Source organism: Sphingomonas bacterium (assembly GCF_903643035.1).
Classification (GTDB): Bacteria; Pseudomonadota; Alphaproteobacteria; order Sphingomonadales; family Sphingomonadaceae; genus Sphingomonas.
Window position 1 is genome coordinate 1 of sequence record NZ_CAHJWW010000141.1, and the last position, 7,220, is coordinate 7,220.

General features: G+C 69.4%; 11 protein-coding genes. 5 read left to right on the plus strand and 6 right to left on the minus strand.

The window, feature by feature from the left end:
• Positions 1-71 precede the first annotated feature (71 nt).
• The 5 genes from cobT to HUV01_RS09875 form a co-directional block, all read right to left on the minus strand.
• Positions 72-1,907 carry a cobaltochelatase subunit CobT gene (cobT, locus tag HUV01_RS09855; protein WP_174298101.1) on the minus strand — a complete coding sequence of 612 codons (1,836 nt, stop codon included), beginning with the start codon at positions 1,905-1,907 and terminating at the stop codon, positions 72-74.
• Positions 1,907-2,290, minus strand: coding sequence for a type II toxin-antitoxin system VapC family toxin (locus tag HUV01_RS09860; protein ID WP_217430973.1), 384 nt, complete (start codon positions 2,288-2,290; stop codon positions 1,907-1,909). The genes cobT and HUV01_RS09860 overlap by 1 nt, the downstream gene beginning before the upstream one ends.
• Positions 2,287-2,574, minus strand: a complete 288-nt coding sequence (locus tag HUV01_RS09865; protein WP_174298102.1) for a type II toxin-antitoxin system Phd/YefM family antitoxin — start codon at positions 2,572-2,574, stop codon at positions 2,287-2,289. Before HUV01_RS09865 ends, HUV01_RS09860 begins: the two co-directional genes overlap by 4 nt.
• A gap of 43 nt (positions 2,575-2,617) precedes the next feature.
• Positions 2,618-3,619, minus strand: a complete 1,002-nt coding sequence (gene cobS / locus HUV01_RS09870; RefSeq protein WP_174298103.1) for a cobaltochelatase subunit CobS — start codon at positions 3,617-3,619, stop codon at positions 2,618-2,620.
• Positions 3,620-3,730: 111 nt separating this feature from the next.
• Positions 3,731-4,348, minus strand: a complete 618-nt coding sequence (locus HUV01_RS09875) for a J domain-containing protein (RefSeq protein WP_174298104.1) — start codon at positions 4,346-4,348, stop codon at positions 3,731-3,733.
• Positions 4,349-4,384: 36 nt separating this feature from the next.
• Here HUV01_RS09875 and HUV01_RS09880 point away from each other — a divergent pair, with 36 nt between their 5' ends.
• The 5 genes from HUV01_RS09880 (at position 4,385) to HUV01_RS09895 (ending at position 6,764) form a co-directional block, all read left to right on the plus strand.
• Complete coding sequence (locus HUV01_RS09880; RefSeq protein WP_174298105.1) at positions 4,385-4,687, plus strand: BolA family protein; 303 nt, start codon at positions 4,385-4,387, stop codon at positions 4,685-4,687.
• Positions 4,684-4,911 (plus strand): hypothetical protein, encoded by a 228-nt coding sequence (locus HUV01_RS15485; protein ID WP_368040021.1) that lies wholly within the window; start codon positions 4,684-4,686, stop codon positions 4,909-4,911. Before HUV01_RS09880 ends, HUV01_RS15485 begins: the two co-directional genes overlap by 4 nt.
• A 76-nt stretch (positions 4,912-4,987) precedes the next feature.
• Positions 4,988-5,386 (plus strand): glutathione S-transferase C-terminal domain-containing protein, encoded by a 399-nt coding sequence (locus HUV01_RS15490; protein WP_368040022.1) that lies wholly within the window; start codon positions 4,988-4,990, stop codon positions 5,384-5,386.
• Positions 5,383-5,850: an NUDIX hydrolase gene (locus tag HUV01_RS09890; RefSeq protein WP_174298106.1), complete on the plus strand. Its 468-nt coding sequence runs from the start codon at positions 5,383-5,385 to the stop codon at positions 5,848-5,850. The genes HUV01_RS15490 and HUV01_RS09890 overlap by 4 nt, the downstream gene beginning before the upstream one ends.
• A 14-nt stretch (positions 5,851-5,864) precedes the next feature.
• Complete coding sequence (locus tag HUV01_RS09895) at positions 5,865-6,764, plus strand: alpha/beta fold hydrolase (protein ID WP_174298109.1); 900 nt, start codon at positions 5,865-5,867, stop codon at positions 6,762-6,764.
• A 19-nt stretch (positions 6,765-6,783) separates the two neighbouring features.
• Here HUV01_RS09895 and HUV01_RS09900 read toward each other — a convergent pair whose 3' ends face one another.
• The gene (locus tag HUV01_RS09900; RefSeq protein ID WP_174298107.1) at positions 6,784-6,975 is read right to left on the minus strand and encodes a hypothetical protein; all 192 of its coding nucleotides are present in this window, start codon (positions 6,973-6,975) and stop codon (positions 6,784-6,786) included.
• Positions 6,976-7,220: the final 245 nt, after the last annotated feature.

A 7,220-nucleotide genomic window follows, 5' to 3' on the forward strand; every position in this document is an offset into this window, starting at 1 on the left:
CGCGCCCGCCAGCGCCAGCGCCGCGACCGCCGCGCCCGCTCGCGTCGCCGCCGATCCCGTCATCCGCACCCTCACTCGCCGTCGAACAGCGCCGCCAGCTGCTCGACCATCGTCCCGCCGAGCTGCTCCGCGTCCATGATCGTCACCGCGCGCGCGTAGTAGCGCGTCACGTCGTGGCCGATGCCGATCGCCACCAGCTCGACCGGCGACTTGCCCTCGATCCAGCCGATCACCTGGCGCAAATGCCGCTCCAGATACGAGCCCGAGTTCACCGACAGCGTCGAATCGTCCACCGGCGCCCCGTCGGAGATCACCATCAGGATGCGCCGCTCCTCGCGCCTGGCCATCAGCCGGCCGTGCGCCCACAGCAGCGCCTCGCCGTCGATATTCTCCTTCAGCAGCCCCTCGCGCATCATCAGGCCCAGATTGGCGCGCGCGCGCCGCCACGGCTCGTCGGCCTGCTTGTAGACGATGTGTCGCACGTCGTTCAGCCGCCCGGGCTGCGGCGGGCGACCCGCGGCCAGCCACGCCTCGCGAGACTGGCCGCCTTTCCACGCGCGGGTGGTGAAGCCGAGGATCTCGGTCTTGACGCCGCACCGCTCCAGCGTGCGCGCAAGGATATCCGCGCTGATCGCCGCGATCGAGATCGGCCGGCCACGCATCGATCCCGAATTGTCGATCAGCAGCGTCACGACCGTATCGCGGAAATCGGTCTCGCGCTCGATCTTGTAGCTCAGCGACTGGCCGGGGCTAGTGACGACGCGCGCCAGCCGGGCGGCGTCGAGCATTCCCTCCTCCTGGTCGAAGTCCCACGAGCGGTTCTGCTGCGCCATCAGCCGCCGCTGGAGCCGGTTGGCGAGTTTCGACACCGTCGATTGCAGATGCACGAGCTGCTGGTCGAGATAGGCGCGCAGCCGCACCAGCTCGTCGGCTTCGGCAAGGTCGGTGGCGGCGACCACCTCGTCGAACCGTGTCGTCCACGGCTTGTAGTCGAACTGCGGGCCGACATCGGCGGGCGGGCGATTGGGGCGCGTGGGCTGCATCCCCTCTTCGCCCTCGTCGCCGGGCTCGCCATCGAGGTCGTCGGGATTGTCCTCGCCCTCCTCGCTCGCGTCGCCTTCCTGTTCGTCGCCCTGTTGCTGCTCGCCCCGCGCCTCGACCTGGGTTTCGCCCTCGGCGCCCTGGCCTTCGCCCTGCTCGCCCTCGTCCTCGTCCTCGTCCTGCTCCTCGCCGCCTTCCTCGTCCTCGCCGCCCTCGTCCGCCTCGTCGGGCAGCCTCTCGCCCTCGATGAGCTCCAGTTCCTCCAGCAGCCGGGTGGCGAGCCCCTGGAACGCGCGCTGGTCGTCGACCGCGAGCGCCAGCGCGTCGAGGTCGGCACCGGCCTTTTCCTCCACCCAGTCGCGCACCAGCGCCACGCCCATCGTCGCCGCGGCCGGAGGCGCCTCACCGGTCAGCCGCTCACGCACCATCAGCGCGAGCGCGGTTCCCAGCGGAACCTCGTCACGGCTGCGCGCGCGCGTGATCGGGTCCGAGCGCAAGCGGACGTCGAGCGCGGTGGCAAGGTTGTCGGTGATCCCCGCATAGCCGCGACTGCCCAGCGCCTCGACCCGCGCGCCCTCAACCGCGTCGAATACCGATCGCGCCACCGCCTCGCCGGGCGCGGCGCGCGCGTGGAGCGCGACATCGTGATGCCGCAGTCTGAGCGCGAACCCGTCCGCGAACCCGCGCGCCTCGGCCACCTGCGCGGGCGGCAGCTGGCGCGCGGGCATCGGCACCTTGAGGTGCTTACCCGACTGCACCGGCGCGTCGGCGGTGAAGGCAAGCTCCACCTCCGGCTCCGCCGCGAGCGCGCGCGCCGTGCCGGCGAGCACGGCCTTGAACCGGTCGAGGGGGGTTTCGGCGGACATTACCAGAGCACCTTGCAGCCGAACGCGGCGATCTCGGGGTCGCGAGTGATGACGGTCATGTCCTCGGTCAGCGCCTGCGCCGCGATGAGCCGATCGAAGGGATCACGATGGCAGCCCATAAGGACTCCGGCATGGTGCGCATGATCCATCGTCACCGCCAACGAGGAGAAGCTATCGCCCGCAAGTGCGTCACGGTATACGGCAAGTATCCCGGCCAGCGCCGACAGCTTGCCAAGCCTGACCTTGTTGGCAATCTCGTAGATGCTCACAGCACTCACCACGACACTGCCGTCCAATATCGCAGTCGAGGCGACGGAAGAGAGCTGCGGGTCCGCAAGCCACCACCAGACGAGCGCGTGCGTATCCAGCAGATAGGCGCTCAACGTCGGCTCGGATCGATGTCTTGGCGCTCGAAGGCGTCGAGTTCCTCGTCGGAGAAGGTCGGCTCGAACCAGATATCGCTCGGTACGTCCTTGAGCAGATGCTTGAACCGGCCGGGCTGACGCTTCGGCTTTCCCGCCGGCATGATCGGCACCAGCCGCACCTTAGGCTCGCCGGCCTTGGCGAGTACGATGTCCTCGCCCGCGCTCGCGCGATCGATAAGCCGCGACAGGTGCGTCTTAGCCTCGTGAACGTTGAACGTCGTCTGCGGATCGGCTTCGGCCATGCTGCACCTCTGGCGGACTAACTAGCTTAGTCCATCGTGGCCATCAAGCCTTCCCCACCACGCTCTCCGGCAGGTCCTTCCCGAACACGCGCTGGTAGTATTCCGCCACCAGCGGCCGTTCCGCCTCGTCGCACTTGTTCAGGAACGACAGCCGGAAGGCGAACCCCGCGTCGCCGAAGATCAGCGTGTTCTGCGCCCAGGTTATGACGGTGCGCGGACTCATCACCGTCGATATGTCGCCGTTGATGAAACCGCGGCGGGTAAGGTCGGCGACCTTCACCATCTGGTCGACCGTCTTCTTGCCCTCGGGCTTGTCGTACTCGCCAGATTTGGCCAGCACGATCCGCGCCTCGACCGCGGCGGGCAGGTAGTTGAGCGTCACGACGATGTTCCAACGGTCCATCTGGCCCTGGTTGATCTGCTGCGTCCCGTGGTACAGCCCGCTCGTATCGCCCAGCCCCACCGTGTTGGCGGTGGCGAACAGCCGGAACCAGGGACTCGGCCGGATCACCCGGTTCTGGTCGAGAAGCGTCAGCTTGCCCTCCGTCTCCAGCACGCGCTGGATCACGAACATCACGTCCGGGCGACCCGCGTCGTATTCGTCGAACACCAGCGCGGTCGGCGTCTGCAGCGCCCAGGGGAGCAGCCCCTCGCGAAACTCCGTCACCTGATGCCCGTCGCGCAGCACGATCGCGTCGCGCCCGACAAGGTCGATGCGGCTGATGTGCGCGTCGAGGTTGATGCGGATGCACGGCCATTTGAGCCGCGCGGCCACCTGTTCGATATGCGTCGACTTGCCGGTACCGTGATAGCCCTGCACCATCACGCGGCGGTTGTGCGCGACCCCCGCCAGCACCGCGAGCGTCGTGTCGGGATCGAAGACATAGGCGGGGTCGAGGTCCGGCACCCGCTCGTCCGCTTCGCTGAAGGCGGGCACGGCCATGTCGATGTCCAGCCCGAACAGCTCGCGCACGTTCGCCATCCGGTCGGGCGCGTCGAGGATGGTGGTGGTGGCGGTGTCGGGAGTATTGGGAAGATCGGTCATGCGGGCCTCGTATCCGTCCAACGCCTTGGGGCCAAGCCCGCTCCTGTTCCAACGCCGTTCCCACCGACGATCATGCGCGATGGCGTCGTGCGATCGATGGCGACCGGGGTGTCAGGCGAAGGCCGGGGCTTGGCGGAGCTGCTGATAGGCGTCGATGACACGGCGCAGCGCGTCCTCGTGGCCGCGGTCGCCGCCGTTGCGGTCAGGATGGTATTGGCGGACGAGTTCGCTGTACCGTCGTCGCAGCGCGGTCCGGTCCGCATCGGGGGCGAGGCCCAGCACCTGTAGACTTGCGCGATCCTGTCCCGACAGCGGCTTGCCGTCCGGCCGGTCGGCGGCGGGTTCGCGGCGATAGCGCGTGGCGATCGCGTCCAACGGATCGGCGAAATCTCCCCAGCGAGGAGCCCGGTCGCCGCCCATCGCGGAAAAGGCGCGCGATTCGCGCTCCCACCCGGATACCGGGCTCTGCGCGCGGTAGATCTCGTCCGACGTCATCCCGTCGAAGAAATTATATCCCGCGTTGAACGCGCGGACATGGTCGAGGCAGAACCAGCGGAACGCCGGCGGTCCCCGGTCGCCGCCACTGCCGCTCGGCGCGCCTTCCAGCGGCGGAGCGCGGAACTCGCCAGCCTGCGCGCACCCGGGATAGCCGCATGGCCGATCGCTCCCTTCTACCCGTCCGTGAAACCGGCTAACCGGCTTTTCCTTTCTGTCCGTCGTCCGCGCCACCTGGCCCCCTCACGCCAAACTAAGGATATAGGCGCGATGCCCGATCCCGCTACCGCCGTTCCGCCCGGCCCCGTCGAGGCCGCGATCCGCGAGCGGCTGGTCGCCGACCTCGCGCCGACCCTGCTCGAGGTGGTGAACGAAAGCGCGCTCCACACTGGCCATCGCGGTGACGACGGGTCGGGAGAGTCGCACTTCCGCGTGGAGATCGAGGCCGCCGCCTTCGCGGGCCGGTCGCGCGTGGAGCGCCAGCGGCTCGTCAACCGGGCGCTGGCCGAGTTGCTGGACGGCCGCATCCACGCGCTCGCGATCCGGGCGCGTGCTCCGGGAGAGCGGGCGTGACATACAGGCTCTGGTACTGGCCGGGTCTCCAGGGGCGCCGCGAGTTCGTCCGGCTGGCGCTGGAAGCGGCGGGCATCGCGTACGAGGATTGCGCGCAGACCCGCGACGTCGACGCGCTGCTGGCCGACATGGCCGCCCGCACCGGGCGCGCCGTTCGCGCCGCCCTATCTGGAGTCCGACGGCCTGGCGATCGCGCAGGTCGCGAACATCCTGGCCTACCTTAGCGCCCGGCACGAGCTGGAGCCGAGCGCGACGGCGGACCGTTACTGGACCAGTCAGCTCCAGCTGACGATCACGGACATGGTGGCGGAGGTGCACGACGTGCATCACCCAGTCGACCACGGCGCCTGGTACGACGAGCAGCCGGAGGCGCTCCGCGCCGCGGCCCAGTTCCGCGAGGAGCGCCTGCCCAGATACCTCGGCTATTTCGAGGCGGCGCGACGTGGAGGCATCGGTGACTGGCTGATCGATGACCGCTGGACCCATGTCGACACCTCGCTGTTCCAGATGGTCGAGGGGTTGCGCTACATGTTCCCTCGCCGGATGGCCTCGATCGAGGGCGACTATCCGGGACTGGTGGCGATACGCGATCGGGTCGCGGAGCTGCCGGGCATCCACGCCTATCTCACGAGCGGCCGGCGGCAGGCGTTCAACGAAAACGGCATCTTCCGCCATTATCCGGAACTCGACGGGGAGTGACCGGACCCGTCGTCCTGCGTACGCCCCGCCCAGCGGCGCGCATCCTGCTGGTGGACGGCGCCGGCCGCGTGCTGCTGTTCCGCTTCACCGTGCCGGGGCGGGCGCCGTTCTGGGTGACGCCGGGCGGGGCGCTCGATGCGGGCGAGAGCTACGGCGAGGCCGCGCGGCGCGAGCTGCGCGAGGAGACCGGGATAGCGATTGATCCGGGGCCGGAAGTGGCGCGCCGGATCGCGGACTTCGAGACGGTCGAGGGCGTGCCCGTCACCGCGGACGAACGCTATTTCCGCGTCGACATCGAAACGGCGCAGGTCGACCCGGCCGGTCATACCGAGCTGGAGCGGCGAGTGATGACGCACTGGCGCTGGTTCGCCCCCGACGAGCTGGCGGGGCACGATGCCGCGGCGGAAGGGTGCATCTATCCGGCGGACCTCGCCGACCTGCTGGCGCAGACCGACAGACGGTGACGGGAGCATCCGCCATGCCGCTTGCCCGCATCCCGCTGTCGACCGGCGTGGAGCTCGACGTCGCGATCGCGGGCGACCCCGGAACACCGCCCATAATCCTGCTGCACGGTTTTCCCGAGTCGCACCGGACGTGGCGGCATCAGATCCCCGCGCTCGCCGGCGACCACTACGTCATCGCGCCCGACCAGCGCGGCTATGCCCGCTCGTCCAAGCCCGAGGGGATCGCCGCTTATGCGCCGGACCGGATCGTCGGCGACTTGATGGCGCTCGCCGACCATCTGAACCTCGCGCGGTTCACGCTGGTGGGGCATGATTGGGGCGGCGCGATCGCGTGGATGGCGGCGCTTGGCCGACCCGACCGGGTGGAGCGGCTCGCCATCGTCAACGCGCCGCATCCCTTCCTCTTCCAGCGCGCCCTGTTCGACGTACCCGAGCAGCGCGCGGCGGGCCAGTATATCCGCGCCTTTCGCGGCGGGCTGGAAGCGCACGTCGAACGGATCGGGCTCTCGGCGTTCCTCGATGAGGTTTTCTCGCGCCATGTCGATCCGACGCGGATGGCTGGGGAGAAGCCCGCCTACCTGGACGAATGGAGCCAGCCCGGCGCGATGACGGCGATGCTCAACTGGTACCGCGCGAGCCGGGTGATCGTTCCCGCACCCGGCGAGCACCGGTCCCGCCCGGCCCTTCTGGACGCGCCATTTCCGCCGGTGATCCAGCCGACGCTGGTGATCTGGGGGATGGACGATCCCGCGCTGCTGGCGGAACCGAACCTTGACGGGCTGGAGACGCTGGTGCCCGATCTTGCGGTCGAACGGCTCGACGGCGTCGGACATTTCGCGCCGTGGGAGGCGCCGGAGCGGGTGACGGCGATACTGCGGGCCTGGCTGGCCGAGAAGGATGGGCGCGCGGGCTGAGAGCATTCCCGCTTGCCCGTCATCCCTGCGTGCGGCGCGCCACCATGCACAGCTGGCGCAACTGCCCGCGAAGGCTCGGTCCCTGGAGCTGTGCGTCGACGCCGTTGTAATCCTCGGTCTTCAGAACCTTCGTGATCTCCGCGATCGTGCGACAGTCGCCGTCGCGCGCGAGCTGGAAGGCGCGTTCCAGTAGGTTGACGTTATGGGCCATCGGGGAACTCCTGGTGCGCGCGCCGATCGGCAGGCTTTCCCGATCCTAGGCTCGATCGCCGCCGGCGTCACCCGCCCCGTCCCGCGCGCATCAACGCTCCGCCGCGTCATCCTCTCTCCTGGGCGGACGAGCGAGCAGCGCGCGCACCACCGCGCCGGACTCCTCGCCCGCCAGCAGGCGGCAGACCGCGTCCGTCACCGGCATGTCGATGCCCGCCGCGACCGCCGCCGCGAGCAGCACGGGCG

Excerpts from the sequence above, each read along its gene's own strand:
- cobT (WP_174298101.1), bottom strand. The coding sequence starts at position 1,907 with ATGTCCGCCGAAACCCCCCTCGACCGGTTCAAGGCCGTGCTCGCCGGC.
- HUV01_RS15490 (WP_368040022.1), top strand. The coding sequence starts at position 4,988 with ATGGTGGCGGAGGTGCACGACGTGCATCACCCAGTCGACCACGGCGCC.
- HUV01_RS09880 (WP_174298105.1), top strand. The coding sequence starts at position 4,385 with ATGCCCGATCCCGCTACCGCCGTTCCGCCCGGCCCCGTCGAGGCCGCG.
- cobS (WP_174298103.1), bottom strand. The coding sequence starts at position 3,619 with ATGACCGATCTTCCCAATACTCCCGACACCGCCACCACCACCATCCTC.
- HUV01_RS09900 (WP_174298107.1), bottom strand. The coding sequence starts at position 6,975 with ATGGCCCATAACGTCAACCTACTGGAACGCGCCTTCCAGCTCGCGCGC.
- HUV01_RS09895 (WP_174298109.1), top strand. The coding sequence starts at position 5,865 with ATGCCGCTTGCCCGCATCCCGCTGTCGACCGGCGTGGAGCTCGACGTC.
- HUV01_RS09865 (WP_174298102.1), bottom strand. The coding sequence starts at position 2,574 with ATGGCCGAAGCCGATCCGCAGACGACGTTCAACGTTCACGAGGCTAAG.